At 69.9% G+C, this 24,707-nt stretch carries 22 protein-coding genes, 3 pseudogenes and 1 riboswitch; of the genes and pseudogenes, 16 read left to right on the top strand and 9 right to left on the bottom strand.

What is annotated here, in order from left to right; translation table 11 throughout:
• Positions 1–190 precede the first annotated feature (190 nt).
• The 6 genes from dinG to ACVCL9_RS15275 all read left to right on the top strand — a co-directional run bounded on the left by dinG (position 191) and on the right by ACVCL9_RS15275 (position 4,834).
• Complete coding sequence (gene dinG / locus ACVCL9_RS15300; protein ID WP_447097479.1) at positions 191–2,293, top strand: ATP-dependent DNA helicase DinG; 2,103 nt, start codon at positions 191–193, stop codon at positions 2,291–2,293.
• On the top strand, positions 2,290–2,844 hold the full coding sequence (locus tag ACVCL9_RS15295) for a HutD/Ves family protein (RefSeq protein ID WP_447097480.1): 555 nt from the start codon (positions 2,290–2,292) through the stop codon (positions 2,842–2,844). Before dinG ends, ACVCL9_RS15295 begins: the two co-directional genes overlap by 4 nt.
• Positions 2,845–2,917: 73 nt before the next feature.
• The gene (locus ACVCL9_RS15290) at positions 2,918–3,496 is read left to right on the top strand and encodes an NnrU family protein (protein ID WP_447097481.1); all 579 of its coding nucleotides are present in this window, start codon (positions 2,918–2,920) and stop codon (positions 3,494–3,496) included.
• Positions 3,497–3,587: 91 nt separating this feature from the next.
• Positions 3,588–3,785 carry a hypothetical protein gene (locus ACVCL9_RS15285; protein WP_395121056.1) on the top strand — a complete coding sequence of 66 codons (198 nt, stop codon included), beginning with the start codon at positions 3,588–3,590 and terminating at the stop codon, positions 3,783–3,785.
• A 13-nt stretch (positions 3,786–3,798) separates the two neighbouring features.
• Positions 3,799–4,395 carry a DUF938 domain-containing protein gene (locus tag ACVCL9_RS15280; protein WP_447097482.1) on the top strand — a complete coding sequence of 199 codons (597 nt, stop codon included), beginning with the start codon at positions 3,799–3,801 and terminating at the stop codon, positions 4,393–4,395.
• Positions 4,396–4,432: 37 nt separating this feature from the next.
• Positions 4,433–4,834, top strand: a complete 402-nt coding sequence (locus ACVCL9_RS15275; RefSeq protein WP_395121054.1) for a YchJ family protein — start codon at positions 4,433–4,435, stop codon at positions 4,832–4,834.
• Positions 4,835–4,837: 3 nt separating this feature from the next.
• Here the strand turns inward: ACVCL9_RS15275 and ligB are convergent, their stop codons facing one another.
• From ligB to ACVCL9_RS15260, 3 genes and pseudogenes are all read right to left on the bottom strand, one after another.
• A complete protein-coding gene (gene ligB / locus ACVCL9_RS15270) occupies positions 4,838–6,517 on the bottom strand; it encodes an NAD-dependent DNA ligase LigB (protein ID WP_447097483.1) in 1,680 nt (559 codons plus the stop codon).
• Positions 6,518–6,617: 100 nt separating this feature from the next.
• Positions 6,618–7,067, bottom strand: a pseudogene (locus tag ACVCL9_RS15265) (NRDE family protein); the annotation flags it as partial.
• A 463-nt stretch (positions 7,068–7,530) separates the two neighbouring features.
• Positions 7,531–7,854 (bottom strand): annotated as a pseudogene (locus tag ACVCL9_RS15260) (NRDE family protein); the annotation flags it as partial.
• A 121-nt stretch (positions 7,855–7,975) separates the two neighbouring features.
• On the opposite strand from ACVCL9_RS15260, the gene ACVCL9_RS15255 reads away from it, so the two are divergent.
• The 3 genes from ACVCL9_RS15255 to ACVCL9_RS15245 all read left to right on the top strand — a co-directional run bounded on the left by ACVCL9_RS15255 (position 7,976) and on the right by ACVCL9_RS15245 (position 11,956).
• Positions 7,976–9,148 (top strand): murein hydrolase activator EnvC family protein, encoded by a 1,173-nt coding sequence (locus ACVCL9_RS15255; protein WP_447097484.1) that lies wholly within the window; start codon positions 7,976–7,978, stop codon positions 9,146–9,148.
• Between the two features lie 110 nt (positions 9,149–9,258).
• Positions 9,259–10,614: a S41 family peptidase gene (locus ACVCL9_RS15250; protein WP_447097485.1), complete on the top strand. Its 1,356-nt coding sequence runs from the start codon at positions 9,259–9,261 to the stop codon at positions 10,612–10,614.
• 55 nt (positions 10,615–10,669) lie between these two features.
• Entirely contained in the window at positions 10,670–11,956 is a 1,287-nt protein-coding gene (locus tag ACVCL9_RS15245; protein ID WP_447097486.1) for an NAD(P)/FAD-dependent oxidoreductase, read from the top strand.
• Positions 11,957–12,081: 125 nt separating this feature from the next.
• Here the strand turns inward: ACVCL9_RS15245 and rpoH are convergent, their stop codons facing one another.
• The gene (gene rpoH / locus ACVCL9_RS15240; RefSeq protein ID WP_447097487.1) at positions 12,082–12,942 is read right to left on the bottom strand and encodes an RNA polymerase sigma factor RpoH; all 861 of its coding nucleotides are present in this window, start codon (positions 12,940–12,942) and stop codon (positions 12,082–12,084) included.
• 268 nt (positions 12,943–13,210) lie between these two features.
• A riboswitch (TPP riboswitch) is annotated at positions 13,211–13,311 on the top strand.
• A 69-nt stretch (positions 13,312–13,380) separates the two neighbouring features.
• Here rpoH and thiC point away from each other — a divergent pair.
• Genes thiC through thiD form a run of 7 tightly spaced genes read left to right on the top strand, consistent with a single transcriptional unit; the run spans position 13,381 to position 19,585 of the window.
• Entirely contained in the window at positions 13,381–15,219 is a 1,839-nt protein-coding gene (thiC, locus tag ACVCL9_RS15235; RefSeq protein ID WP_447097488.1) for a phosphomethylpyrimidine synthase ThiC, read from the top strand.
• A 5-nt stretch (positions 15,220–15,224) separates the two neighbouring features.
• Positions 15,225–16,211 (top strand): FAD-dependent oxidoreductase, encoded by a 987-nt coding sequence (locus ACVCL9_RS15230; RefSeq protein ID WP_447097489.1) that lies wholly within the window; start codon positions 15,225–15,227, stop codon positions 16,209–16,211.
• The gene (gene thiS, locus ACVCL9_RS15225) at positions 16,196–16,393 is read left to right on the top strand and encodes a sulfur carrier protein ThiS (RefSeq protein WP_447097490.1); all 198 of its coding nucleotides are present in this window, start codon (positions 16,196–16,198) and stop codon (positions 16,391–16,393) included. Before ACVCL9_RS15230 ends, thiS begins: the two co-directional genes overlap by 16 nt.
• A gap of 3 nt (positions 16,394–16,396) precedes the next feature.
• Positions 16,397–17,167 carry a thiazole synthase gene (locus ACVCL9_RS15220; protein ID WP_395121044.1) on the top strand — a complete coding sequence of 257 codons (771 nt, stop codon included), beginning with the start codon at positions 16,397–16,399 and terminating at the stop codon, positions 17,165–17,167.
• On the top strand, positions 17,164–17,772 hold the full coding sequence (locus ACVCL9_RS15215) for a thiamine phosphate synthase (protein WP_447097491.1): 609 nt from the start codon (positions 17,164–17,166) through the stop codon (positions 17,770–17,772). The genes ACVCL9_RS15220 and ACVCL9_RS15215 overlap by 4 nt, the downstream gene beginning before the upstream one ends.
• A complete protein-coding gene (locus tag ACVCL9_RS15210; RefSeq protein ID WP_447097492.1) occupies positions 17,769–18,755 on the top strand; it encodes a ThiF family adenylyltransferase in 987 nt (328 codons plus the stop codon). Before ACVCL9_RS15215 ends, ACVCL9_RS15210 begins: the two co-directional genes overlap by 4 nt.
• Positions 18,752–19,585 carry a bifunctional hydroxymethylpyrimidine kinase/phosphomethylpyrimidine kinase gene (gene thiD, locus ACVCL9_RS15205; protein WP_447097493.1) on the top strand — a complete coding sequence of 278 codons (834 nt, stop codon included), beginning with the start codon at positions 18,752–18,754 and terminating at the stop codon, positions 19,583–19,585. The genes ACVCL9_RS15210 and thiD overlap by 4 nt, the downstream gene beginning before the upstream one ends.
• Here thiD and ung read toward each other — a convergent pair.
• From ung to ACVCL9_RS15180, 5 genes and pseudogenes are all read right to left on the bottom strand, one after another.
• Positions 19,531–20,238 carry a uracil-DNA glycosylase gene (gene ung / locus ACVCL9_RS15200; protein ID WP_395121040.1) on the bottom strand — a complete coding sequence of 236 codons (708 nt, stop codon included), beginning with the start codon at positions 20,236–20,238 and terminating at the stop codon, positions 19,531–19,533. The two genes, thiD and ung, sit on opposite strands and share 55 nt — an antisense overlap.
• On the bottom strand, positions 20,235–21,086 hold the full coding sequence (locus tag ACVCL9_RS15195) for a response regulator (RefSeq protein ID WP_395121039.1): 852 nt from the start codon (positions 21,084–21,086) through the stop codon (positions 20,235–20,237). The genes ung and ACVCL9_RS15195 overlap by 4 nt, the downstream gene beginning before the upstream one ends.
• Before the next feature lie 115 nt (positions 21,087–21,201).
• Positions 21,202–22,182 carry a permease-like cell division protein FtsX gene (gene ftsX / locus ACVCL9_RS15190; RefSeq protein ID WP_447097494.1) on the bottom strand — a complete coding sequence of 327 codons (981 nt, stop codon included), beginning with the start codon at positions 22,180–22,182 and terminating at the stop codon, positions 21,202–21,204.
• Positions 22,179–22,856, bottom strand: a complete 678-nt coding sequence (gene ftsE / locus ACVCL9_RS15185) for a cell division ATP-binding protein FtsE (RefSeq protein WP_136258070.1) — start codon at positions 22,854–22,856, stop codon at positions 22,179–22,181. The genes ftsX and ftsE overlap by 4 nt, the downstream gene beginning before the upstream one ends.
• A gap of 199 nt (positions 22,857–23,055) precedes the next feature.
• Positions 23,056–24,697 (bottom strand): annotated as a pseudogene (locus tag ACVCL9_RS15180) (DEAD/DEAH box helicase).
• Positions 24,698–24,707: the final 10 nt, after the last annotated feature.

Below are 24,707 nucleotides of genomic sequence, written 5' to 3'. Positions count from 1 at the left end.
ATATCGCCGGATCAGGTTCGAGCCGCGGCCCGGCCCAGCATACGCGCCTGCCACTGTGCGACATTCCGCGGGCCATCGGCAAGCCGCAGCCGCGTTGACATGTCCGATAGACTGGGCAGCCGGCCGGCAGGGCAGCGCACGCGCGCGGCGCGCCCCGGCCCTGCACCGTGTCACGGACCCGCCACCCCGCATGCTCGCCGACTCCACCAAGGACGCCATTCGTGCCGCCTATGCCCGCGTCAAGGCGGGCCTGCCGGGCTTTCGCGCGCGCGCCTCGCAGGGGCGCATGATCGCCGAGGTCGCCAAGGCGCTGGCCAGCGCCGGCGGCGTGGCGGTGATCGAGGCACCCACCGGCACCGGCAAGTCGATGGCCTACCTGGTCGCCGGCCATGAAGTGGCGCGCTTCCAGAAGAAGAAGCTGCTGATCGCCACCGCCACCGTGGCGCTGCAGGAACAGCTCGTGCAGCGCGACATTCCGCTGTACCTGAAACTCAACGACATCGAAGCGAAGGTGGCGCTGGCCAAGGGCCGCGGCCGCTACCTGTGCCCGCGCAACCTGCTGATGGCGGCCAACAGCATCCACGACGCGCAGCTTGGCCTGGCCGGTTTCGAGGCCGACCTGCTGCTGTGGAACAAGCCGCCGCAACCGCGCGACAAGCAGTCGCTGGCCAAGCTGCGCGACGCGTTCGACCGCGGCGAATGGAACGGCGACATGGACAGCGCGCCGGAGCCGGTCAGCGACCTGCTGCGGCCGATGATCACCACCAGCGCCGGCGGCTGCACCGGGCGCAAGTGCGGGCAGTTCATGAACTGCCCGTTCTTCGCCGCGCGCCGCGCGGTCGACGACGCCGACATCATCGTGGCCAACCAGGATCTGGTGCTGGCCGATCTCACCATGCCGGGCGAGGACGACAGCTGGGGCGGCGTGATCCTGCCGCGCCCGGACGAGACGCTGTACATCTTCGACGAAGGCCACCACGTGCCCGGCAAGGCGATCGAACGCGGCGCGGCCGAAGTCTTCATGACCGCCACCGTGCGCCAGTTGAGCCGGCTCGGCCGGCAGGTGCATGCGGCCTATTCGCTGACCGACAAGGAACGCCTGGGCAAGCTCGCGCTGGACCAGGGCGACGAGAAGCTGCAGGAGCTGAGCAACACGCTGGAGGAGCTGGAGAAGGAAATCCGCCTCGCCTGGCTGCCCGACCCGGCCGAGACCGAACCGATGTACCGCGGCTCGCTGGGCCAGCTGCCGGAGCCGTGGGTGGAGCATGCGCGCGCGCTCGACCTGCTCACCGGCGAGGTGCAGCGCTGGCTCACCGCGGTGCGGCGCGCCGTGGTGGAGATGACCGACGGCGGACCGACCCAGGAGGCCTTGTCGCGCGAGCTCGGCATCGCGCTGGAGCGCATCGGCCGGCAGGCCGCCTGCTGGCGCGCGTGGTCCAGCGACGATCCGGACAACGCCCCGCCGCTGGCGCGCTGGGTCACCCTGGGCACGGACCAGCAACTGGTCTGCCATGCCTCGGCCGTCTCCGCCGCGGGCCTGCTGCGCAACGTGCTGTGGAACAACGCCAGCGGCGTGGTGATGACCTCGGCCACGCTCAGTGCCGGCGGCAACTTCCGCGGCTTCGCCGATGCCGTGGGCCTGCCCGACGATGCGGTGACGCTGAGCCTGCCCTCGCCGTTCGACCTCGCCGCGCAGGCACGCCTGGAAGTGCCCGCGATGCACACGCTTCCCGACGCGCGCGAGGCGCACGCCGAGGAAATCAGCGCCTGGCTGGCTGACCACCTCGACTGGGACGCCGGCAACCTGGTGCTGTTCACCTCGCGCGCGAAACTCGACCGCGTGCTGCAGAAATTGCCGATCGCGCACGTGCGCAAGGTCCGCGCGCAAGGGTCGCTGGGCAAGTCGCAACTGGTCGCCGAGCACTGCGCCGACATCGAGGCCGGCAAGGGCAGCACGCTGTTCGGCCTCGCCTCGTTCGGCGAAGGCCTCGATCTGCCCGGCAAGCTGTGCGAGACGGTGGTGATCACCCAGTTGCCGTTCGCCGTGCCCACCGACCCGGTCGGCGCGACCTACGCCGAGTGGCTGGAATCGCGCGGCCGCAACCCGTTCATCGAGGTCAGCGTGCCCGAGGCTACCCGCCTGCTCACCCAGTACTGCGGCCGCCTGATCCGCAGCGAAACCGACCACGGCCGCATCGTGTTGCTGGACCGCCGCGTGGTCACCAAGCGCTACGGCAGCGGCATGCTGCGCGCATTGCCGCCGTTCGAGCGCGTCATCGAGAGAACCGCATGATCGTCCGCCTGTCCGACTGCCCGCTGCGGCCGTGGAAGAACGGCCTGGGCCGCACCCGCGAAATAGCCGTCCAGCCGTCCGCCGCCGGCATGGACGATTTCCTGTGGCGCGTCAGCCTCGCCGAGGTCGACAGCGCCGCGCCGTTCTCCGCGTTTCCCGGCATCGACCGGCAGATCGCGCTTCTCGACGGGGCCGGCTTCACCATGACGCTGGATGACGGCCGCAGCCACGCGCTGACCGCTCCGTTTGTGCCGTTCGCGTTTCCCGGCGAGGCGAAGGTCGAGGTGGCACTGGCCGGCGGCCCCACCCGCGACTTCAACCTGATGCTGCGCCGCGGCCGCGCGCGCGGCGGCATCGAAGTGTGGCGGGATACCGGAGCGCACGCGACGGGCGCCGCCACCGTGCTGGTGTACTGCGCCCGCGGCGCCATCGACTGCGTCGACGGTACGCTGCAAGCAGGCGATGCCTGGCGACCTTCGTCGGGCGCGGCATCGATGACCTTGCACCCAAATGCGGTGGCGCTGGTCGTGCACGTCGAACCCGTCGCCTGACGGATGTCACTGGGCCGCGGCGCCGCGCTGGCCTATCCTCGACCTTCGTCGCCGCCATCGGAGTCACCCCGCCATGCTCGTGTTGATTCTCGGCCTCGTGCTGTTCCTCGGCATCCACTCGCTGCGCATCTTCGCCGACGACTGGCGGGGGCGGCAGATCGCGCGGATGGGCCTGATGCGCTGGAAGGTGCTGTATGCCGCGGTGGCGATCGCCGGTTTCGTACTGCTCTGCTGGGGCTTCGGACTGGCGCGCCAGCAACCGGTGTTGCTGTATGTGCCGCCGCTGTGGCTGCGCCATCTCAATGCGCTGTTCACCCTGGTGGCCTTCGTGTTGTTCATCGCGGCGCGGGTGCCGCGCAACCATTTCAAGGCGAAGCTGCATCACCCGCAGGTGCTGGCGGTGAAGGTGTGGGCATTCGGCCACCTGCTGGCCACCGGCATGCTGCACGACATGGTGCTGTTCGGCGCGTTCCTGCTGTGGGCGGTCGTGCTGTTCGCCGTCTCGCGCCGGCGCGATCGCCGCGAAGCCGCCGTCTACGCTGCCGGCACGGTGCAGGGCGACGTGCTCACCGTGGTGATCGGCGGCGCGCTCTGGCTCGCCTTCGTGCTGCGGCTGCACCTGTGGCTGATCGGCGTGAGCCCGATGGCCTGAAATCGCGGCGGGGGGTGTCGGGAGTCATCTGCGCGCGCGCCGCGCGCTGCGCTACAGTGCCGGCGTCCCCACCCCTGCGGAGGATCAACGCATGGTCGGTTTCCTGCTCTGGCTGTTGCTGCTGGTGTTCTGCTGGCCGATCGCCCTGCTCGCCCTGGTGCTGTACCCGATCGTGTGGCTGGTGTTGCTGCCGCTGCGGCTGGTCGGCATCACCGTGAGCGCGGTGTTCGCCTTCCTCGGCGCGTTGCTGATGCTGCCGGCGCGCGTGCTGCGCGGTCGCCCCGCCTGAGCGTGGCGCGGGCGTGGACAAACCCCACTCGCCTGCGTGCGAACGCAACCGCGAATCCATCCTCGGCGTGCTGCGCCGGCACGTCGCCGGATGCCGGCACCTGCTGGAGATCGGCAGCGGCACCGGCCAGCACGCGGTGCATTTCGCCGCGGCGATGCCCTGGCTGAGCTGGCAATGCTCCGACCGCGCCGAGAATCTCCCGGGCATCTGCGCCTGGCTGGATGAGGCGGCATTGCCGAATACGCCGCCGCCACTGGAGCTGGACGTCAATGGCGACTGGCCGGCCGGCCCCTTCGATGCGGTGTTCAGTGCCAACACGCTGCACATCATGAGCTGGGCGGAAGTGCAGCGGCTGTTCGCCCGGCTGCCCGCGGTCACCACCGCCGATGCGGTGCTGGCGATCTACGGGCCGTTCAACCAGCATGGCCGCTACACCAGCGCCAGCAACGCCGCGTTCGACGCCTGGCTGCGCACGCGCGGCGCGCACATGGCGATCCGCAACGCCGAGGCGGTGGACGCGCTGGCCGAGGCCGCGGGCTTCCACCTGCTGCTCGACGTCTCGATGCCGGCGCACAACCGCTGCCGCGTATGGCAGCGCATGCACGGCTGAACCTGCAAGTCGGGGCCGAAGCAGGTACAAAGGCCGCATGAAGTCGATCGACACGCTGACCCCCTGCCCCTGCGGCAACCCCGCCGGCTACACCGCCTGTTGCGGCCCGCTGCACGACGGCGCCCCCGCTGCCAGCGCCGAGCAGCTGATGCGCTCGCGCTACAGCGCCTACGTGCTCAAGCGCGAGGATTACCTGCTGGCCAGCTGGCACGCCGACACCCGGCCCGCCTCGCTGCGGCTGGCCGCGCAGCAACCTGCGCCGACCTGGCTGGGGCTGGAGGTGCGGCGCCAGCAGATGATCGATGCCGACCACGCCACGGTGGAATTCGTCGCCCGCTATCGCCTCGGCGGCGGTCGCGCGCAGCGGCAGCACGAGACCAGCCATTTCGTGCGCGAAGACGGCCGCTGGTATTACCACGACGGCGAACTGAAGAGCTGAGCTTCAGAAGCCGGGCACGCCGGCTGCATGCAGGCGCACGGCCTGCTCGCGAACTTCGGCGCAATCGAAGAACGCCACCAACTGGTTCGCGCGGCCGGCACCGACGCCCTCCTGCGCCTGCCAATCGTCTGCTCCGCGCGCCTCCAGCGTCGGCCAGTCGGCCGCTCCGCGCGCCTGTCCGGCCGGCACGCCCAGCGCCTGCAGCCAGCGCGCGAACGGACGCTCGCGCGCACTGGCGAAGACCCGCGCCAACGCGGCCGCGCGGTTCGCGCCGAGGCCGGGCACGGCGGCCAGCTGCGACGGCGTGAGACTCATCCAGTCCAGCAGATGACGTACCAGGCCCGCGTCGACCAGCGCCCGCCAGGTGCCCTCGCCCAACCCTTCCAGCTGCAGTCCGTGGTGGCCGCCGAGCCATGCCAGCCGGGCGAGAAACTGCTGCTCGCAACCCGGCGTGGCCTGCCAGCAGGTCAGCGGCCCGTGCATGCGCGGGTCCGGCGGCGTCACCGGCGCGCGCTGCAGCGCGCGCCAGGCGACCGACTGCAGGCGCGGAATGGTCAAGCCCGCGAGCACCACCTCGACCTGGTCGCCGGGACGGATGTCGAGCTCGCGCCAGCGCTTGAGCGAGCCCACGCTGACGCGCTGCACCCGATGGTCGTCCAGTTGCACCGGCTCCAGTTGCAGCACCGGCGTGATACGGCCGCTGCGACCGACGGTGAATTCCACCGCGCGCACCTCGGCCAATGCGGAGGCAGCCGGATACTTCCATGCCACCGCCCACTCCGGCGGCGCGGCACGCCAGCTCGCGGCGGCTGGCCGCCGGCCCTGGCGCACGACGGTGCCATCGGCCGCGAACGGCATCGCGTGGTGATACCACTGCTCACGCCAGCGCTCCACCTCGGCCAGCGAGGCGACCGGTTGCGTGTAGCGCACGCTGTCGGCCAGCCCCATCGCCTGCAATCCTGCCAGCCGCGCCGGCATGTCGGGCGGGCCGCTGGGCCAATCCCACACGAACAGGCCGATGTGCGCGGCCGCATCGCCGAGCTCATCGCGCGCCATCGCCGCGGCCACCGCCGAACGCGCGTTGAGGCCGCCGTCCGTGGCCTGCACGTGGCCGGGCAGGCGCCAGACCAGCTCGCCCTGCAGCACCACACGCGCCGGCGCATGCGGCAGGTGCCTGGGGATCGCGGCGATCCGCCGCGCCTGTCCGGTCCAGTCCGAGCCGTGCAAACCGTCGCCGCGACTGCTGGCCTGGCGCAGGCGTCCATCGACGTAGAGCAGCGTGACCGCGACACCGTCCGCCTTCGGTTGCACCCACAGATCCTGGTCGCCGCGCGCGCGCATCCACTGCGCCAGGGCGGCGGCATCGGGCAGCTTGGCCAGGCCGGTCTGCGCCACCGGCGAAGTGACCCGGCCACCGGCATCACCCAGGTGGTTCAGCGCCGCCGGCGCCTGCCCGGGGAAGCAGCGGCGCCATTGCTCGAACCGCTGCAAGGCCTGGTCGTACACCGCATCGTCCACCGGCGCGGCGCCCTCGACGCGATAGGCGTGGTTCCAGCCGTCGAGGCGATCGTGCAGCGCCAGCAACTCCTGTTGCGCCCGCGCGGGCGGCCAGTCCGGGCAACCCGCGTGCACGCCGTGGGCGAGCGGCACGATCGCCGCCAGCAGAAGCCATCCCTTGCGCATGCCCATCCCCTCGACCCGGACCAGGGAACCAGCCTGCCCGCCGCCCGGCGGCCCACCCAGCCGGCTGCGCCGCCGGGCTGCGTAGGTGAACGCTGTCCGCTCAGGCCGGCAATCGGCCACCGAAACGCAGCAAGGTTTCGCCGAGGTAGCGCGCGTGCGGACCGAAGCGACGCTCCGCGATCACGCCGGCGCCGTCATGGTCGATCGCCACCACGGTACTGGCACGGGTGCCGTAATCGGCGCCGCGGATGAAGGCACTGGAGAGCCGGCGCTCCTGCTCGAGGCCGACGCCGGTGTCCGGCAAATGCTCGTCCGGCGCGAGTTGCTCGTCGGCCAGCGCGGCGAACAGCGCGGCGAAGTCGGTGTCGTCGCCATCGTCGATCCAGCGCTGCAGGCGTTGCATCAGCGCGCGCGTCTTCGGCCACGGCGTATTGAAGTCGGCGTTGGACAGGCCGTGCACGCCGGGCGTGACCGCCTGCGCCTCCGGCTGCGGCCGGTTGCCGAGATAGAACGCCGCCTGCGCATCGAAGGTGAGCAGGTTGAACGGGCGTTAGGCTCCAAAAGTGAAAGTCACGAAGTCAGCCGCCATTATGCTTCTTGCGCTCGTGCATGCGTTCGTTTTTGGCGTCGTGTGTGCGTCGATTGGCGCGCGCTTTGGATTCTACAATTTGGCTAGCGCAGGATCATTTATGCGTTCAGCGCTTCCGAGCGCCTCTATCGCCAGCCTTGTCGTAACTGCTCCGTTGGCGTTTGCTGCCGGGTGTATCGGTGGCAGACCGTTCCTTTTGTACAGTAGCCTCGCTTTTATCTTGGCTTGGGTGACTTTGGCAATCTTGGACTACCGCCTAGTATTCCTACTTAGCGAATATTTTCTAATTCCACCGGCTGTCGCGCTTATAGCAATTGCATGTTCTGGCTATGTATTTTTTACTCTGGGCTCCCGTGCTCGCCATAGCGTACGCGCCTAACCACTCGTTCAAGGCGGACGGCTTCGCCGCCGCTTAACTCAAGCGATAGTCCGCAGCCACGCGCAGCAGCTGCTCCGCATGCGCGGCGGCATCCTCGGCGCCCGTCAGGTAGTCGCGGATCAGCAGGCCGCGCGAGGCGCCGAGCTGCGGGTCGCGCGGATCACGCACGTTGGTCACCACCGCGCAACGCCCCGCATCGGATACGCCGAGCCAGCTGCCGCCGGCCTGCAGATCGCGCCCGGCGAGGATCGGCACGTCGTCCCAACGCGCCAGCGCGGCGCTGGGCCGCGCATGGAACTCGTCGCGGTTGCCGGCCAGCAACAGGCGCCAGCGTGGATGGACTTGCCAGGCAAACGCGATCACGCACATGCACCCACACCCTCTCTCGACGTTTCGTCGGCGCCGCACCGTGGCGCCGCAGATGTCGCGCCAACATAGCACCGTCGCCGGCACGCTCGCCCCGCGCCGCGGGCTCGGTGATAATCGACCGATGCGCAATCCATCCCGTTCGATCCGCCGCGTGCTCGGCGCGCTGCTCATCGTTGCCTGCCTCGGCGTGACGTACGCCGCACCCGCCGCGCCGGCCGGCCAGCACGGGAGCCGCGCCGAACAGGCCGCCGCCAGGCAGAAGCTGGCCGACCTGCGCCGCAAGATGGAGGCGCTGGCCGCCGAGCAGGCCGACACCGCGGCCAGGCGCGACAGCATGAACGCGGAATTGGCGAAGCAGGCCAATGCGCTGGCCGCCGCGGCCAGGGCCGTGCGCGAGACCGATGCCGCGCTGGCGGCGGGACAGAAGCAGCTCGACGAGCTGCAACAGCAGCGCGACACGCTGCAAGGCGAACTGCAGCACCAGCGCGCCGCGATCGCCGACCTGCTGCGCGCCACCTACACCCTGGGCCACGGCTCGGACCTGCGCCTGCTGCTCGGCGACGAGGACGTGGCCCGGATCGCCCGCGCGCTGGTCTACTCGCAGTACTTCCAGCGCGATCGCGTGCAGCGCGTGGAGAAACTGATGGGCGACCTGGCCCGCCTGCAGGAACTGGAAAGCTCGATCGCGGCCCAGCAGCAGACGCTGCAGGCGACGAAGGCCCAGCGCCAACAGCAGGCGCAGCAGCTGGCGCGGCAACGCGCGGCGCGGCAGAAGCTGGCCGCGGAAACCGACGCGAAGTACAAGGACCAGGCGCAGCGCCTGGCCGCGATGAAACAGAACGCGCAATCGCTCAACCAGCTGCTCGACAAATTGCAGAAGGCCATCGACGAGGCCGCCGCGCCGCAACGCGGCCAGCCGCCGCCGTCGCGCTCGGCCGACATCCGCGGCAAGCTGCCGTGGCCGGCCAGCGGTGCGGTCAACCCGTTCGGCAACGGCGTGCTGATCAAGGCCGCCGCCGGCAGCGAGGTGCACGCGGTGGCGCGCGGGCGGGTGATCTACGCCGGCTTCCTGCGCGGTTACGGCATGCTGCTCATCCTCAACCACGGCAACGGCTGGATGAGCATGTACGGCAACAACGAAAGCCTGCTGCACGGCGTTGGCGACGAGGTCGAGGCCGGCGAGGCGATCGGTACCGCCAGCGCGGTCACCGGCGTCAACACCGGCGTGTATTTCGAGCTGCGCAAGAATGGCCAGCCGGTGGACCCGGCCAGCTGGCTGCGCAAGCACGGCTGAGGCACCGCCGCACGGCGTGGTGAATTGTTGCGCGATCCGGCGGTCCCACCTCCTGCCATACTTCGGCGGCGCTGCGGCGCGCCGTCTTTCCGTCGAGCGGAGTCAACTGCATGCCTTGTTCCCACCGTAGAGCGGCCACCTGCATGGCCTTCCTGTCGCTGCTGGCCGTCGGCGCCGGTCAGGCGCAGACCACGCCCGCCAGCGCGGCCAGCGCGAGCGAACCGGCCCGCGCCGGCAGCACCGCCGCGGCCGACCCGGTGGACTTGCAGGACATCCGCAATTTCAGTCGCGTCTACCAGATGGTGCGCCAGGCCTACGTCGAGAAGGTCGACAACAAGACCCTGATGAAGGCGGCCATCACCGGCATGCTGGCCGGGCTCGACCCGCACAGCGAGTACCTCGACAAGGAGGGCCTGCAGCAGCTCAGCGAGGACACCTCCGGCCAGTACAGCGGCCTGGGCATCGAGGTGTTGCAGGTGGATGGCGGGCTCAGGATCGTCTCGCCGATCGACGACACGCCCGCCGCGCGCGCCGGCATCAAGCCGGGCGACAACATCGTCAAGATCGACGGCAAGCTGGTGGACCCGCAGAACGTCAACGAGATGTTCCAGCGGCTGCGCGGCAAGCCGGGCAGCAAGATCACCCTCACCATCATGCACGAGGGCAGCGACAAGCTGGTCGACATGCCGCTGGTGCGCGAACTGATCTCGGTCAGCAGCGTCAAGGTGCGCGAACTGGAACCCGGCTACGCCTACATCCGCATCAGCCAGTTCCAGGATGACACCGCCGCCGACCTGCAGAAGAAACTGGGCGAGCTGGTCACCAGGAACGGCCCGCAGAAGGGCGCCGTGCTGGACCTGCGCAACAACCCCGGCGGCCTGCTCACCGCGGCGGTGGCCGTCGGCGACGACTTCCTCGACAGCGGCGTCATCGTGACCACGCGCGGGCGGCTGCCCGACGCCAACATGAGCTTCAGCGCCCACCCCGGCGACCTGCTGGACGGCGCGCCGATGATCGTGCTGACCAACCACGGCACCGCCTCGGCCGCCGAGATCGTCTCCGGCGCACTGAAAGACAATCACCGCGCGCTGACCATGGGCCAGCGCAGCTTCGGCAAGGGCGTGGTGCAGACCGTGCTGCCGCTGGATGCCGACCATGCGGTGAAGATCACCACGGCGCGCTACTACACGCCCAACGGCACGTCCATCCAGGCCGAGGGAATCAAGCCGGACATCGCGCTGGCCGACCTCGCGGTGAGCCAGGCCGACCACCCGCCGGTGCTGATCAGCTCCGAGGCGGATCTGCCCAACCACCTCGCCAACGAGAAGGCAGCCACTGCAACCGACATCGACGACGACGGCAGCGCCGCCGACGCCAGGCTGGCCACCAGCGATTACGCGCTGGCGCAGGCGCTGAACGTGCTCAAGGGCATGGCGCTGCGCATGCCGGCGACGCGGCAGCCGTGAGCCGGCGCCTGCGCGGTCGACGCGGCGTGCACGGCACGGCGCGCATGCTGCAGCAATGAGCGATCCACGTGTTGCCGATGCGGGCAAGCCCCGCATCCTGATTCTCGGCGGAGGCTTCGGCGGGTTGAGCGCGGCGCGACGGCTGGCAGGCGCAGACGCGCAGATCACGCTCATCGATCGCCGCAACCACCATCTGTTCCAGCCCCTGCTTTACCAGGTGGCCACCGCCAGCCTTTCCGCCACCTCGATCGCCGCACCGCTGCGGCACATCCTGCGGCGGCAACGCAACCTCACCGTGCTGATGGAAGAGGTGACCGCGGTCGACCTGGCCGCCCGTCGGGTGGGCTGCGGCTCGCGCTGGCTCGACTACGACTGGCTGGTGATCGCCACCGGCGCCACCCACGCCTACTTCGGCCACGACGAATGGGCGCCGTTCGCGCCGGCGCTGAAGACGCTCGACGACGCGCAGTCGATTCGGCGCCGGGTGTTGCTCGCATTCGAACAGGCCGAGCGCGAAGACGATCCGGAGCGGCGCCAGGCGTGGCTGAATTTCGTCGTGGTCGGCGGCGGTTCCACCGGCGTGGAACTGGCCGGCACGCTGGGCGAGCTGGCGCGGCATACGCTGCGCGGGGAGTTCCGCCACTTCGATTCGCGCAATGCCAGCGTGCGGCTGGTGGAAGCCGGGCCGCGGCTGCTGGCCGGCTACGACCCGGTGCTGTCGGACAAGGCACGCCGCCAACTCGAACGCCTGGGCGTGGAAGTGCATACCGGTGTGCCGGTGACGATGATCGACGCCGCAGGCGTGAAGCTCGGCGAGCGCCGCCTGCCCGCGCGCACCGTGCTGTGGGCCGCGGGCGTGGCTGCCTCGACGGTGGGCGCCATGCTCGGGGTGCCGCTGGACAAGGCTGGCCGCGTGCGCGTCGACGAGGATCTCGGCGTGCCCGGCCACGCCGGGGTGTTCGTCGTCGGCGATCTCGCCAGCGTGCTCCGGCCGGATGGCTCGCCGGTCCCCGGCGTGGCGCCGGCGGCCAAGCAGATGGGCAAGTACGTGGCCGCCACGATCGCGCGGCGACTGCGCGGCGATGACCGCCCGCGGCCGCCATTCCGCTACCGCGACGCCGGCTCGCTGGCCACCATCGGCCGCATGGCGGCGGTGGCGCAGTTCGGCAAGCTGCAGATGTCCGGGCTGCCGGCGTGGATCGTCTGGCTGCTGGTGCACATCTATTTTCTGATCGGCTTCCGCAACCGCCTGGCGGTGATGCTGGACTGGGCCTGGGCCTACTGGACGCACCAGCGCCAGGCCCGCATCGTCAGCGGCACGGCGCCGCCGCACGACGAATGAGCCCATGCAAAACGGCCCGGTTTCCCGGGCCGTCGATGCCGTTGCAGGAACTCCGCGCAGCAAGGCCAACATCGCCGCTCGTTCCGGAAGTCCGCACATGGATGTGCGGGCTCTTGTGAGGGACATTACATCGCGAACAACGCGCGCATCTTCTTCATCGCGTTGGCTTCGACCTGGCGGATGCGCTCGGCCGAGACGCCGTACTCGTCGGCCAGATCCTGCAGCGTGGCCTTGTTCTCGTCGTCCAGCCAGCGACGCTGGATGATGTCGCGCGAGCGGGCGTCCAAGTGGCCCAGCGCATCGGTCAGCGTCTGCAACTGGCTGTCGGCCTGGTCTTCGTCGGCCACGTTCTCGTATGGGTCGGCGCCGTGGTCGATCAGGAACGCGGCGGGTGCCGGCTTGGCGTCGTCGTCGGCATCCACCGGCGCCTCGAAACCCACGTCCCGACCGGACAGCCGCGACTCCATCTCGCGCACGGTCGCCTCGGGCACGCCGAGATCCTTCGCCACCGTGCTCACCTCGGCGGCGTTCATCCAGCCCAGGCGCTTCTTGCTCTTGCGCAGGTTGAAGAACAGCTTGCGCTGCGCCTTGGTGGTGGCGACCTTCACGATGCGCCAGTTCTTCAGGATGAACTCGTGCATCTCGGCGCGAATCCAGTGCACCGCGAAGCTGACCAGGCGCACGCCCATGTCCGGGTCGAAACGCTTGACCGCCTTCATCAGGCCGATGTTGCCTTCCTGGATCAGGTCGGCAAGCTGCAGGCCGTAGCCGGAGTAGCCGCGCGCCACGTGCACCACGAAACGCAGGTGCGACATCACCAGCTTCTTGGCCGCGTCCAAGTTGTCCTGCTGCAGATAATCACGCGACAACGCCTGTTCCTCTTCCACGCTGAGCACCGGGATGCGATGCACTGCGGAAATGTAGGCATCCAGGCTGCCAACCACGCTGGGCAAGGGGAAGTTGGCGGTCACCAGGGCTTGGGACATGGGTGGAACCTCCTGCAAGACGTCGAAGTTTAGCACTCGGGTGATTGGAGTGCTAAGCCCGGCCTTTGGTTCCGGGCTTTTAATGAACTGCATGGTACATATATTTGCGACGACTGTCCAGCCGTCCCGGGAGTAAAGACCAGCTTGCCCGGCACGCCGTTCAAAACGTGTCATGGCACCGTGTCAGCCGCCGCACAAACCCTCCGCGCCGTGTCCGCGATCCAGCCGTGCCGGCTTGACAGCCACCAACCCGCGCCGCCATCCTCCGCCGCATTCCGAGGGGTGCCCCGCAAGGGGCTGAGATAGCGCGAGCTGACCCTTGAACCTGATCCGGGTCATGCCGGCGTAGGAACGGGAATCACCACGGGCGGCCCCAATCGGCGCGTCCGTGCGCCGTTGCAGCGTCACGCCCCGGATCTCCATCCAAGGAGGAGATCCATGAACCATCCCGCCGCTGCCACCGCACCCTCGACGGTTACCACCGGCCCGATCCGCGGCTCGCGCAAGGTCTACGTCAGCCCGCCCGGGCATCCGTCGCTGCGCGTGCCGATGCGCGAGATCGCGCTGAAGGACCCGCTGACGCCGGCGCTGCACGTCTACGATCCGTCCGGACCCTACACCGACGACGACGCACGGATCGATCTCGCCGCGGGCCTGCCGCCGGTGCGCGACGCGTGGATCGAGGCGCGCGGCTTTCCGGCCATCGAAGGACGCGCCGCCCGCCCGGAGGACAACGGTGGGGTCGGCGCGGAACGGCTGGTGGCGCCGTGTCCCGCGCAACGTACGCTGCGCATGGGCAAAGCCGGCCAGCCGGTGACCCAGCTGGAATTCGCCCGCGCCGGCATCATCACCGAGGAAATGATCTACGCCGCCCAGCGCGAGAACCTGGGGCGCGCGCAGATGCATGAAGATGCCGCCGCCCGGCTGGCCGATGGCGAGGCGTTCGGCGCAGCCCTGCCCGCCTTTGTCACGCCCGAATTCGTGCGCAGCGAAATCGCGTCGGGGCGCGCCATCATCCCGGCCAACATCAACCACGGCGAGCTGGAGCCGATGGTGATCGGGCGCAATTTCCTGGTGAAGGTCAACGCGAACATCGGCAATTCGGCGGTGTCTTCCGGCGTGGCCGAGGAGGTCGAGAAACTGGTGTGGGCGATCCGCTGGGGCGCGGACACCCTCATGGATCTGTCCACCGGCCGCAACATCCACAACATCCGCTCGTGGATCATCCGCAACTCGCCGGTGCCGATCGGCACCGTGCCGATCTACCAGGCGCTGGAAAAAGTCGGCGGCGATCCGGCCCGGCTGAACTGGGAGGTCTTCCGCGACACCCTGATCGAGCAGGCCGAGCAGGGCGTGGACTATTTCACCATCCACGCCGGCGTGCGCCTGCACCACGTGCCGCTGACCGCACGGCGGGTCACCGGCATCGTCTCGCGCGGCGGCTCGATCATGGCGCGCTGGTGCCTCAGCCACCACCGCGAGAGTTTCCTGTACGAGCACTTCGCCGAGATCTGCCAGATCATGCGCCGCTACGACGTCGCCTTCTCGCTGGGCGACGGCCTGCGCCCCGGCTCGATCGCCGACGCCAACGACGCGGCCCAGTTCGCCGAACTCGAAACCCTGGGCGAGCTGACGAAGATCGCGTGGGCGCACGGCTGCCAGGTGATGATCGAAGGGCCCGGCCATGTGCCGATGCACAAGATCAAGCTCAACATGGACAAGCAGTTGGAGCACTGCGCCGAGGCGCCGTTCTACACGCTGGGCCCGCTGACCACCGACATCGCACCGGGCTACGACCACATCACCTCGGGCATCGGCGCGGCGATGATCGGCTGGTTCGGCACCGCCATGCTCTGCTACGTCACGCCGAAGGAACATCTCGGCCTGCCGAATCGCGACGACGTCAAGACCGGCGTCATCACCTACAAGATCGCGGCGCACGCCGCCGACCTCGCCAAGGGCCACCCGGCCGCGCAGCGCCGCGACGACGCGCTGTCGCGCGCGCGCTTCGAATTCCGCTGGGAGGACCAGTTCAACCTGTCGCTCGATCCCGACACGGCGCGCGCCTACCACGACGCCACCCTGCCGAAGGAGGCGCACAAGACCGCGCATTTCTGCTCGATGTGCGGGCCGAAATTCTGCTCGATGCAGATCACCCAGGACCTGCGCCGCGAGGTGCGCGCGATGGAGGAGACCGCGCTGCGCGCCGGCATGGACGGCAAGTCGCGCGAGTTCGTCGAACGCGGCGCCACGCTCTACGTGCCGACCGGGGAGTAGGGGCCATGCGCATCGGCATTCTCGGTGCGGGCGTCGCCGGCCTGGTCACGGCGGTGGAGCTGGCCGGGCGCGGCGCCCGGGTGGAGATCATCGAGCGCGCGCCAGACCACGCCGAGGCTTGCGCGTGGGTCGCCGGCGGCATGCTGGCGCCGTGGTGCGAGCAGGCCACCGCCGAACCGCAGGTGGCGACGCTGGGCGCGCCCGCCGTCGCGTGGTGGCAGCGCCATTTCGACGGGACCGTGCAGCGCGGCACGTTGGTCGTCACGGCCACCCGCGACGCCGGCGAGCTGGCCTTGTTCGGCCGGCGTACCGAACGCTTCGAACCGATCGATGCCGAGCGCATCGGCGCGCTGGAACCGGAGCTGGCCGGGCGTTTCCGCCAGGGTCTGTTCTTCCCCGACGAAGCCCACCTCGATCCGCGTCGTGCGCTGCCCGCACTGGCCGCGCAACTGACCGCCGCGGGCGTGACGATCCGCTACGGCGTGGACGCCGATGCCGCGCGCATCGATGCGGACCGGATAGTCGATTGCCGCGGCCTTGCGGCGCGCGACACGCTGGAAGATCTGCGCGGCGTGCGCGGCGAAATGATCGTCGTGCGCTCGCCTGACATCCAGTTGTCGCGCCCGGTGCGCCTGTTGCATCCGCGTTTCGGGTTGTATGTGGTGCCGCGCGGCGACGGCGTATTCATGCTTGGCGGCACGCTGCTGGAAAGCAGCAGCCATGATCCGATGACGGTGCGTTCGGCGATGGACGTGCTCAACACCGCCTATGCGCTGCACCCGGCGTTCGCCGAGGCCGAGATCCTGGAACTGGGCGTGGGCGTGCGCCCGGCCTTCCCCGACAACCTGCCGCGCGTGCTCAGGCGCGGCCGCACCGTGTACCTCAACGGACTCTACCGCCATGGCTTCCTGCTGGCGCCCGCCATGGCGCAACAGGCCGCACGGCTGATTTTCCCCCACACCACGGAAACCCCCGCATGCACATCCGCGTGAATGGCGTCAGCCACGACCTGCAGGTGGCCCGCCTGGCACAGGCGCTCGAAGTGCTCGGCTATCGGCAGGCCGCCGTCGCCACCGCCGTGAACGGCGTGTTCGTGCCGGCAGGCGCACGCGAAGAGTTGCTTCTTGCCGATGGCGATGCGCTGGAAATCCTCGCCCCGATGCAGGGCGGCTGAGCGATGAAGCTCTACGACGTCGAACTGGCATCGCGCCTGTTGCTGGGCAGCGCACGCTACCCCTCGCCGGCGATCCTCGCCGACGCGGTGCGCGCCTCGGGTACCGAGGTGGTCACCGTGTCGCTGCGTCGCGAAGCCGGCACGCAGCGCAGCGGCCAGGACTTCTGGTCGCTGATCCGCGGCCTCGGCGTGCGCGTGCTGCCGAACACCGCCGGCTGCCACTCGGCGAAGGAGGCGGTGACCACCGCGAAGATGGCGCGCGACATCTTCCACACCGCATGGATCAAGCTGGAAGTGATCGGCGATGCCGACACGCTGCAGCCCGACGTGTTCGGCCTGGTCGAGGCCGCGGCCGAACTGGCCGCCGACGGCTTCGAGGTGTTTCCGTACACCACCGAAGACCTGGTGGTGGCTGATCGCCTGCTGCAGGCCGGCTGCCGCGTGCTGATGCCGTGGGGTGCGCCGATCGGCAGCGGCCGCGGCCTCAACAATGGGTTCGGCCTGCGTGCATTGCGCGCGCATTTCCCGGACGTGCCGCTGATCGTGGACGCCGGCATCGGCCGCCCGTCCCACGCGGTGCAGGCGATGGAACTGGGCGTCGACGGCGTGCTGCTGAACACCGCGGTGGCTCTGGCCGGCGATCCGGTGGCGATGGCCGGGGCGTTCGCCCGGGCGGTCGAGGCGGGTCGCGCCGGCTTCGAGGCGCAGCCGATGGAGCCGCGCGATCTCGCCGTGCCCTCGACGCCGGTCGCGGGCACGGCGTGGCTGGCATGAACGCGTTCCCCGCGTTCTACCCGATCGTGGACAGCGCCGACTGGGTCGGCCGACTCGCCCCGCTCGGCGTCCGGCTGCTGCAGTTGCGCATCAAGGAACGGCCGCCGGAGCTGATCCGTCGTGAAGTGCGCGCGGCGCTGGCGATCTGCCGCGCGCGACACGTGCAACTGGTGGTCAACGACCATTGGCAGATCGCGCTGGACGAAGGCGCCGACTTCATCCACCTCGGCCAGCAGGATCTGCTCGCGGCGGACCTGCCGGCGATCCGCGCGCGCGGCGTGAAGCTCGGCATCAGCACGCACGATCACGCCGAGCTGGAGCGGGCGCTGGCTCTCGCCCCGGACTACGTCGCGCTGGGCCCGATCTATCCGACCACGCTCAAGGCGATGCCGTGGGCGCCGCAGGGTTTGCCGCGCATTGGCGAGTGGAAGCGGCGGATCGGCGCGCGGCCACTGGTGGCGATCGGCGGCATCACGCTGGAACGCGCCGCCGGCTGTTTCGATGCCGGCGCGGACAGCGTCGCCATGGTCAGCGACGTGACCCGGCATCCGGACCCGACTCTCCGCGTCACGGACTGGGTCGATTTCGCCGGTGCGCGCGCATGACCGATCGCTACGCGCGCCAGATCGCCCTGCCCGACGTCGGCCCGACCGGCCAGGCCCGACTCGCGGCCGCGCGGGTGCTGGTGATCGGCGCCGGCGGTCTCGGCTGTCCCGTGTTGCACTACCTGGCCGCCGCCGGCATCGGCCGGCTGATCGTCGTCGACCCTGACCGCGTCGAAGAGAGCAACCTGCACCGGCAACCGCTCTACACGATGGCCGACATCGGCGCTCGCAAGGTGGAAGCGGCGCACGCGGCCCTGCTGCGCCTGAATCCGACCATCGCCGTGGAAGCACGGCCGCAGCGGCTGACACCAGGCAACGCAGCGGCGCTGGTCGCCACGGCCGACATCGTCGTCGATGCCGCGGACAGCCTCGCCGCCACTTACGTCTTGAGCGACGCCTGCCTGCAACAGCACACGCCGCTGATCAGCGCGTCGGCGGTCGGCCTGGCCGGCTACGTCGGCGGCTTCTGTGCCGGCGCGCCCAGCTACCGCGCGGTATTTTCCGAGATGCCCGCACGCGCGCCCAGTTGCAGCAGCGCCGGCGTGCTCGGCAGCGTCGTCGGCCTGCTTGGCAGCCTGCAGGCGCAATTCGTGCTGCAGTGGCTGCTGGGCATCGAGCCGTCGCCGCTGGGTCGACTGACGAGTTTCGACGCCGGCCGACTGGCGTTCGGCGGCTTCGACTTCCACCACGCCGGCGAACCCGCAGGCGAGGTGCTGCGCTTCATCGACGTCGACGAGGTCACGCCCCGCGACGTCGTGATCGATCTGCGCGGTCTTGACGAAGCGCCGACCTCGCCGTTGGCGAACGCCTTGCGCTTCACTCCGGAACGCCTCGCCGCGTTCACTGCCGAACACCCGCCCACCGACCGCCGGGTGGTGCTGTGCTGCCAGAGCGGTCTGCGCGCATGGCGTGCCGCGCGGCAGCTGCAATCCCGCGGCTACCGGCAGCTGGCACTGGTGACTCTTGCCGGCCTGCCATCATGACGCGCAGACGCATGCCGCCGCCGGTCAGCGTGCTCTCGATCGCCGGCTCCGACTCCTGCGGCGGCGCCGGCATCCAGGCCGACCTGAAGACCTTCGCCGCCTTCGGCGTCGACGGCGCCACCGTGGTGACCGCAGTCACCGCACAGAACGCCAACGGCATCCGCGCCATCCAGGTGATGTCCGCCGCGATGGTGCGGGCGCAACTGGAGTCCGTGTTCGAGGCGATGGATATCCGTGCCGTCAAGCTCGGCATGCTGGCGAACGCGGAGATCGTCGCGGTCGCGGCCGAGCACCTGCAATACCGGCGCTCGTCGTTCGTGGTGCTCGATCCGGTGCTGCACGCCAGTTCGGGCACCCGGCTGCTCGATGCCGAAGCGCTGGAGCTGCTGCGCGCGCGCCTGCTTCCGCAGGTCGACTGCCTCACGCCGAACCTGGCCGAAGCCGCCACGCTGCTGGGCACGTCCTGCGCCGGCAGCGAGTCGGACATGGCGGCGCAGGGCCGCGCCCTGCTCGCCCTCGGGCCGCACGCGGTGCTGATGAAGGGCGGCCATGCCGCGCTGCCGGAAGCGGTCGATCTGCTGGTTACCGGCGAAGGCACGCAGCGCTTCGCCGCGCCGTGGGTGGCTGCCCGCCGCCTGCACGGCACCGGTTGCATGCTCGCGGCCGGCATCGCGGCCAACGTCGCCCGGGGTTATCCATTGGGTGACGCCGTCTGTCGCGCGAAAGCCCACGTGCGAGCCGTGCTGGTCGGTCGACAGCACCGACCGTCTGCATCTCAACCGGCGGGAAACGAAGCCCGCGGCGGCAGCGACCAGTCGATGGGTGCTTGACCGCGGCTTTCCAGATAGCGGTTGGCTGCGGAGAAATGGCCGCAGCCGAGGAAGCCACGATGCGCCGACAGCGGCGACGGATGCACGCTCTTCAGCACGCAATGCCTGCGGGCGTCGATCAGCTGCCCCTTGCGCTGGGCGTAGCTGCCCCACAGCAGGAACACGATCCCTTCGCGCTCGCGGTTCAAGGCGTCGATTGCCGCATCGGTGAAGCCTTCCCAGCCGCGATTGGCGTGCGCGCCGGCGCGGCCCTCTTCCACCGTCAGCACGCTGTTGAGCAGCAACACGCCGCGGTCGGCCCACGGCGTGAGGCAGCCGTGGTCAGGGCGCGCAATGCCGAGATCGCGCTGGATTTCCTTGAAGATGTTTTCCAGCGACGGCGGCACCCGCACGCCGGGGCGCACCGAGAAACACAAGCCGTGCGCCTGGCCGGGGCCGTGGTACGGGTCCTGGCCCAGGATCACCACGCGCACGGCGTCGAACGGGGTGTGCGCGAACGCGGCGAAGATCTCCGGCCCGGGCGGATAGATGCGCTTGCCGGCCTCTTTCTCCTCGCGCAGGAAGGCAGCCAGCGCCTGCATGTCCGGCCGCTGCAGGTAATCGCCGATGCGCGCCTTCCAGGACGGCTCCAGCCTGACCGGATGCCCGCTCATGCGTCCTTGTCGGCCCGCTCGCGCTCGCGCAGGTGGCGCGCCACGCGCAGCTGGAACAGCAACTTGGTGATCAGCAATTTTTCCTCGACCGGTTTCTCGACCAGGTCGTTGGCGCCGGCGCGGATCAGCGCGGTCTGGTTGGCCGGGTTCTCGTCGCCGGTCATCACCAGCACCGGCAGGCGGCCCTTGCCGTAGCCGAACACGGTGCGGATGTGTTCGAGCAAGTCGCCGCCGGTCAGCTCGCCCTTCAGGCTGACATCGGTCAGCACCACGTCGGCGCCGATCCAGCCCAGCGCGCGGTCGGTTTCCAGCAGGGCGATCGCATCCTCCACGCTGACCACGTGGCGCACGGTCAAGCCGATCTTCTCCAGCATGCGGCGGGTGGCCAGCGCCACCACCCGGCTGTCTTCCACGTACAACACGCTGCCCTCGGCGCTGACCTGCGGGCTGACGTAGCCGCGGATGAATTCGGCCAGTGCCTGGAAACCCAGCGCCTTGTCGAAATAGTCGGTGACGTGCTCGCCCAGCGAGCGGCGGTGCAGGCGCGCGTCCACGTCGCCGGACACCACCACGATCGGCACGTAGGCCTGCGCGCCGGATTCGCGCACGAACTTCGCCAGTTCCAGCCCGTCCATGTCCGGCAGGCGCAGCGCGATGGTGACGAAGTCGAAGGCGCCCTCGCCGAGCACCTGCTGCGCCTCGGCGCCGGTGTCGCAACCGACCACCTCCACGCCCGGCAGCTCCTCGTTCAGCACGCGCCCGATCAACTTGCGCACCACGCGCGACCCGTCGACCACCAGCACGCGCGGTGCCTCGGTCAGCAGACGACCGCTGATGTTTGTACTCATGCCTCACTCACCCGACTGATCCGCGATCCGTGCCGAAGAGCGCACCCCGATCCGTCGATGATGCCCGAAGCAGGGCGTCGCAGGCTGCGATTCACGTCACCGCCGCGCCGCGCCATCACGCCACCGTGCGCAGTTGCCAGGCGCTGACCAGGCGTGCGCCGAGCCAGCCCAGCAACGCGGCCGCCACGGGCACGGCCAGCAGCAGCCAGGCCGGCAACCCGCCCACCTGCAACTGGCCATCGTACGCCGCGCTCAGTCGTGCGACCGGCCGCGCCAGCACCAGCTCGATCGCCACCGCCAGCGCGGCGGCGAGGATGCCGCTGAACAGGCCGTACCAGATCCCCGCATACAGATAAGGCCGGCGCACGAACGCCTTGCCGGCGCCGACCAGCAGCAGCACGCCGATCTCCTCGCTGCGACTGGCGATATCCACCCGCACCGTGTTGCCCACCACCAGCAGCGCCGCCAGCGCGAGCAGCGAGGCGACGATCAGCACGATGCGATTGCCCACGCCCAGCAACGCCTCCAGTCGCTGGCGCCAGTGGCCGCTGTCCTGCACCAGCTCGACGCTGCGCATCGCGCGCACGTCGGCCACCAGTTGTTCCAGCGCCGCGGCGCTGGCACCGTCGCGCGGCTGCAGTTGCAGCACGTAGGGCAGCGGGTTGTCGCCGAGCGTCTGCAGCGCACCGGAGAAACCCTGCATCTTCGCCAGCTCGTCCATGCCCTGCTGCGGCGTCTTGATCGCCACCGACGCCACTTCGGCACGGGCGCCCAGGTCGCTGGCCAGCAGTTGCGCCTGCTGCGCGCCCTGGTCGGACTTCATGAACACGCTGATCGCCGGGTTCTGGCCCAGCGCATCGCCCAGCCGCTGCACGTTGCCCAGCAGCAGGTAGAACGCCAGCGGCAAGGCCAGCGCCAGGCCCATCACGGCGATCGTCAGCACGCTGCCCAGCGGGCGCGCGGCGAGACGGCGCAGGCTCGCCGCGGCGCTCCAGCCGTGGTGCTCGCGCCAGCTGGCGAAGCGCCGGCCGCGGCTGTGTTCGTTGCGCGCCGGTGCGTCGGCGGGCGCGGCGCGCTGCTCGGGTGCCTTGTTCACAAGACCTCCTGCGCGGCGAGGTCGGCCACCAGCCGACCGTGATCGAGCACGATCACGCGTTTCTTCATGCGCTTGATCAGCGGCAGGTCGTGGCTGGCCACCAGCACGGTGGTGCCGACCTGCTGGAACTCGGCAAACAGCGCCATGATCTCCAGCGCCAGCTGCGGGTCGAGATTGCCGGTGGGCTCGTCGGCGATCAGCAGCGCCGGTCGGGCCACGATCGCGCGGGCGATGCCCACGCGCTGCTGCTCGCCGGCAGACAGCGTGGCCGGCAGTTGCCGTTCGTAGGCGAGCAGGCCGACCTTCTCCAGCGCCGCACGAACGCGGCGGGCGCGCTCGGCGCGCGCCACCGCACCGATCACCAGCGGCAACTCCACGTTGGCGAACACCGTGCGATCCATCAGCAGCCGATGGTCCTGGAACACCATGCCGACCCGCCGGCGCCACTTCGGCACGCCGCTGGCGCGGATCTTCGACAGCTTCTTGCCGTCCATGCTGATCGAACCGTGCGACGGGCGTTCGATCAACCCGAGCAGCTTGAGCAAGGTGCTCTTGCCGGCGCCGGAGTGGCCGGTGACGAACGCCATCTCGCCGTCGGGCACCTCGAAGGACAGCTGCGACAGCGCCTCGTGGCCGCCTTCGTAGCGTTTGCTGACTTGATCGAACTGGATCACCGCCGCTCCCCGCACCTGGATGTGGTCATGCCGACCCCAAGGATAAGGGAAGCGAAGCAACCAGGTGCGGCTGCCGGCATCGCCGAATGCGTGTCGTCTGCGCGGAGCGGGCGCGGCTACTTGCCGGTGAACAGCCGGGTCAGTCGGCGGAACAGGCCGGGCTTGTCCGGACGCGCATGCTCGACCGCCTTGCCGGAGGTCACCGCCACCTGGCGCGACGGGCGGGCGTGGTGGACGGCGGCGGACGCTTCGCCCGCGGTGCGCTCGCGCGGCGGACGGCGTTCGCCGCGACCGCCGTGGTGGCCCGAAGGCGCTGCCTGCGTCGGCGTGGTCACCTCGGCGCCGGCCACCGGCGCGCCGTCGCGGCGGCGATTGCGTCCGCCGCGACGGCGACGCGGCTTGCGCGTGCCCTCGGTGTTGTCGCTGGCCGGTGCAGCCTCGGCGGCAGGCGCCGCCGCGGCGACCGCCACGGCCGGCGCTTCCGCCACGGCCGGCTTGTGTTCGCGCCGCGGCCTCGACGCGCCACGCTCACCGTCACGACCCCCGCGGCCGCTCGCACCGGTACGGCGCGGCTTCTCGCCCGGCCGCGGCGGTACCACGTCGCCGAACGCCGCGCTGTCGGCCGCCGCGTTCGCGGCGAACTCCGCGTCCACGGCATGCGGCTTGGGCATCACCAGCCAGGCAGGGTCGATCGACGCCACCGGGATGCTCTGGCCGATATAGGCCTCGATGTCCGGCAGCGACATCGCGTACAGGTCGCAGGCGAAGCTGATCGCGTCGCCCTCGGCGCCCAGCCGCGCGGTGCGGCCGATGCGGTGCACGTAATCCTCGGCCTCGTGCGGCAGGTCGTAGTTGAACACGTGGCTGACATGCGGGATGTGCAGGCCGCGCGCAGCCACGTCGGTGGCCACCAGGATGTCGAGCTGGCCCTCCTGGAAGCGCTGCAGCAACTTCTGCCGCTTCAGCTGCGGCACGTCGCCGGAGATCGCGCCGACGCGGCAGCCGTGGCGCTTGACGCGCTCGGTGACGCGCTCGGCGGCGGCCTTGGTATTGACGAAGATGATGCTGCGCGCGGGCTTGTGCTGGTCGATCAGGTTGAGCAGCAGCGGCATCTTCTCTTCCTTGGCCGGGAAGTAGACCACCTGGCGCACCTTGTCGGCGGTGACGTGGTCGCTCTCGACCACCAGCTTCTCGGCCTCGTGCATGTGCTCGTAGGCCAGCTCCAGCACGCGGTGGCTGAGCGTGGCGGAGAACAGCAGCACCTGGCGCTGCTCGCGTGGCGGCAGCCGGCGGAAGATGAAGCGCACGTCCTTGATGAAGCCGAGGTCGAACATGCGGTCGGCCTCGTCGATCACCATCACCTCGACGCTGTTGAGGCTGAACACGCCCTGCTTGTGGTAGTCGAGCATGCGGCCGGGCGTGGCGATGATGATGTCGCAGCCGTCCTTCAGCTGCTGGCGCTGCTTGTCGTAGTCGACGCCGCCGTAGATCAGCGCGGTTTTCAGGCCGGTGTGGCGGCCGATCGCCTGGGCATCCTTGTCGATCTGGATGGCCAGCTCGCGGGTCGGCGCGATGATCAGCGCGCGCGGGTCCGAATCCTTGCGGTCGGCCACGGCCGGCGTGGTGAGCAGGCGATTCATCAGCGCGACCAGGAAGGCACAGGTCTTGCCGGTACCGGTCTGCGCCTGGCCGGCGACGTCGCGGCCGGCCAGCGCCGGCGCCAGGGTCATTTCCTGGATCGGCGTGCAGCGGGTGAAACCGCTGTCGTCGAGGCCCTGCTGCAGCAGCGGATGAAGATCGAAGTTGGTGAAAAAGGTATCGGTGAGTACGGTTTGTGACATATGGGTAACT

Source organism: Rhodanobacter sp. UC4438_H5 (assembly GCF_052978405.1).
The sequence above is the reverse complement of the archived record's forward strand: the minus strand, read 5'-3'. Positions and strand labels throughout refer to the sequence as shown.

What these genes read in the sequence shown, in the direction of transcription:
- ACVCL9_RS15245 (WP_447097486.1), top strand. Translation starts at nt 10,670, where the DNA reads ATGAGCGATCCACGTGTTGCCGATGCGGGCAAGCCCCGCATCCTGATT.
- ACVCL9_RS15220 (WP_395121044.1), top strand. Translation starts at nt 16,397, where the DNA reads ATGAAGCTCTACGACGTCGAACTGGCATCGCGCCTGTTGCTGGGCAGC.
- ACVCL9_RS15285 (WP_395121056.1), top strand. Translation starts at nt 3,588, where the DNA reads ATGGTCGGTTTCCTGCTCTGGCTGTTGCTGCTGGTGTTCTGCTGGCCG.
- ACVCL9_RS15275 (WP_395121054.1), top strand. Translation starts at nt 4,433, where the DNA reads ATGAAGTCGATCGACACGCTGACCCCCTGCCCCTGCGGCAACCCCGCC.
- ACVCL9_RS15195 (WP_395121039.1), bottom strand. Translation starts at nt 21,086, where the DNA reads ATGAGTACAAACATCAGCGGTCGTCTGCTGACCGAGGCACCGCGCGTG.
- ACVCL9_RS15295 (WP_447097480.1), top strand. Translation starts at nt 2,290, where the DNA reads ATGATCGTCCGCCTGTCCGACTGCCCGCTGCGGCCGTGGAAGAACGGC.
- ACVCL9_RS15255 (WP_447097484.1), top strand. Translation starts at nt 7,976, where the DNA reads ATGCGCAATCCATCCCGTTCGATCCGCCGCGTGCTCGGCGCGCTGCTC.
- thiC (WP_447097488.1), top strand. Translation starts at nt 13,381, where the DNA reads ATGAACCATCCCGCCGCTGCCACCGCACCCTCGACGGTTACCACCGGC.
- ACVCL9_RS15215 (WP_447097491.1), top strand. Translation starts at nt 17,164, where the DNA reads ATGAACGCGTTCCCCGCGTTCTACCCGATCGTGGACAGCGCCGACTGG.
- ACVCL9_RS15210 (WP_447097492.1), top strand. Translation starts at nt 17,769, where the DNA reads ATGACCGATCGCTACGCGCGCCAGATCGCCCTGCCCGACGTCGGCCCG.
- ung (WP_395121040.1), bottom strand. Translation starts at nt 20,238, where the DNA reads ATGAGCGGGCATCCGGTCAGGCTGGAGCCGTCCTGGAAGGCGCGCATC.
- ACVCL9_RS15230 (WP_447097489.1), top strand. Translation starts at nt 15,225, where the DNA reads ATGCGCATCGGCATTCTCGGTGCGGGCGTCGCCGGCCTGGTCACGGCG.
- ACVCL9_RS15290 (WP_447097481.1), top strand. Translation starts at nt 2,918, where the DNA reads ATGCTCGTGTTGATTCTCGGCCTCGTGCTGTTCCTCGGCATCCACTCG.
- dinG (WP_447097479.1), top strand. Translation starts at nt 191, where the DNA reads ATGCTCGCCGACTCCACCAAGGACGCCATTCGTGCCGCCTATGCCCGC.
- thiS (WP_447097490.1), top strand. Translation starts at nt 16,196, where the DNA reads ATGCACATCCGCGTGAATGGCGTCAGCCACGACCTGCAGGTGGCCCGC.
- thiD (WP_447097493.1), top strand. Translation starts at nt 18,752, where the DNA reads ATGACGCGCAGACGCATGCCGCCGCCGGTCAGCGTGCTCTCGATCGCC.
- ACVCL9_RS15250 (WP_447097485.1), top strand. Translation starts at nt 9,259, where the DNA reads ATGCCTTGTTCCCACCGTAGAGCGGCCACCTGCATGGCCTTCCTGTCG.
- rpoH (WP_447097487.1), bottom strand. Translation starts at nt 12,942, where the DNA reads ATGTCCCAAGCCCTGGTGACCGCCAACTTCCCCTTGCCCAGCGTGGTT.
- ligB (WP_447097483.1), bottom strand. Translation starts at nt 6,517, where the DNA reads ATGCGCAAGGGATGGCTTCTGCTGGCGGCGATCGTGCCGCTCGCCCAC.